This window comes from Mesorhizobium sp. M2A.F.Ca.ET.039.01.1.1, from assembly GCF_003998035.1.
Classification (GTDB): domain Bacteria; phylum Pseudomonadota; class Alphaproteobacteria; order Rhizobiales; family Rhizobiaceae; genus Mesorhizobium.
In genome coordinates, this window is sequence record NZ_RZRY01001230.1 from 1 (window position 1) to 1,117 (window position 1,117).

The window sequence follows — 1,117 nt, forward strand, 5'->3', positions numbered from 1 at the left end:
CTCGCCAATTTCTGGACCGCTTATGCCGGCAGCCCCAATGGGCTGATCGGCGCGCGCATACTGGCTGGCGTTGCGGAGGGTGGGCTGGTCGCTGTCGCCACCGAATTGATCGCCCGCTCGCGCCGGGCAGAGCGCATCGGCGGCTATTTCGTCACGCTGCAGACTTTGGCGCAATGCGCGCTGGCGCTGATCCTGGCGCTCTATGCCGTGCCTGCCGCCGGCTCGGCCGGCGGCTTCATCGTGCTCGGCATCGTCTGCCTCTTGTCACTGGTCGTCGCCTGGATCGTGCCGGACGATTATGCCGATCTGCCCAAGGAAGAGCAGTTCGGCAATGTGGCGACAGTGCCGGCGATCACCGCGCTGCTCTCGATCTTCTGCTATTTCATGTTCTTCGGCGCCGTCTGGGCTTTTCTGGAGCCCATCGGCGCGCAGTTCGGCATCGACGGCCGCACCGTCGGCCTGATGGTGTCGGCAAGCCTCGCCGCGCAGGTGATCGGCGCCATGACCGCGACGGTCTTCGAAGCGCGCATCGACTATCGTTTTGCCATCACGATCATCGGGATCGTCGCGGCGATCAGCTCTGTCCTGCTTGCGTCCGGCCCGGGTCTTTCGGTCTTCTGGGCGGTTGCGCTGGTGATGGGCTTCATCCTGCTCTTTATCGTGCCCTATCAGATCCGCATGGCAATCACCGCCGACGAGACGCGAACGGCAGTGCTTCTGGTTCCGGCCGCGCAGCTCTTCGGTCTCGCCATCGGCCCGATCGCCGCCTCGCTTTTGATCGATGCCGGGAATTTCCGCCCGGTGCCCGAATTCGCCGCGGCGACTGCTTTGGCCAGCGTGCTGCTGCTCGGCGTCTTCGTGCTGGTCGCCCGGCGGCACGGTCGGGCCTGAGCGGGGAGAGTCAAAAATGGCAAACGCCTGGAGCAACTGGTCTGGTTTCGTCACGGCTTCCCCGAAATCGATCGCGACGCCGGCCGACGCCGGCGAGCTGGCCGAGCTGGTGCGCTCGGCGCCCGGTCCGCTGCGCGTCGCCGGCGCCGGCCACTCCTTCACGCCGCTGGTGCAATCCGACGGCACCATCGTCTCGCTTGAGAAGATCGAAGGGCTGGTCTCGCAC

1 protein-coding gene and 1 pseudogene are annotated in these 1,117 nt (G+C 66.0%); both read left to right on the forward strand.

The features are described from left to right. On the forward strand, positions 1–891 hold an 891-nt coding region (locus EOA24_RS38860), incomplete at its 5' end, for an MFS transporter (RefSeq protein ID WP_133374958.1). Between the two features lie 16 nt (positions 892–907). Further along, positions 908–1,117: pseudogene (locus EOA24_RS38865) on the forward strand (FAD-binding protein); the annotation flags it as partial.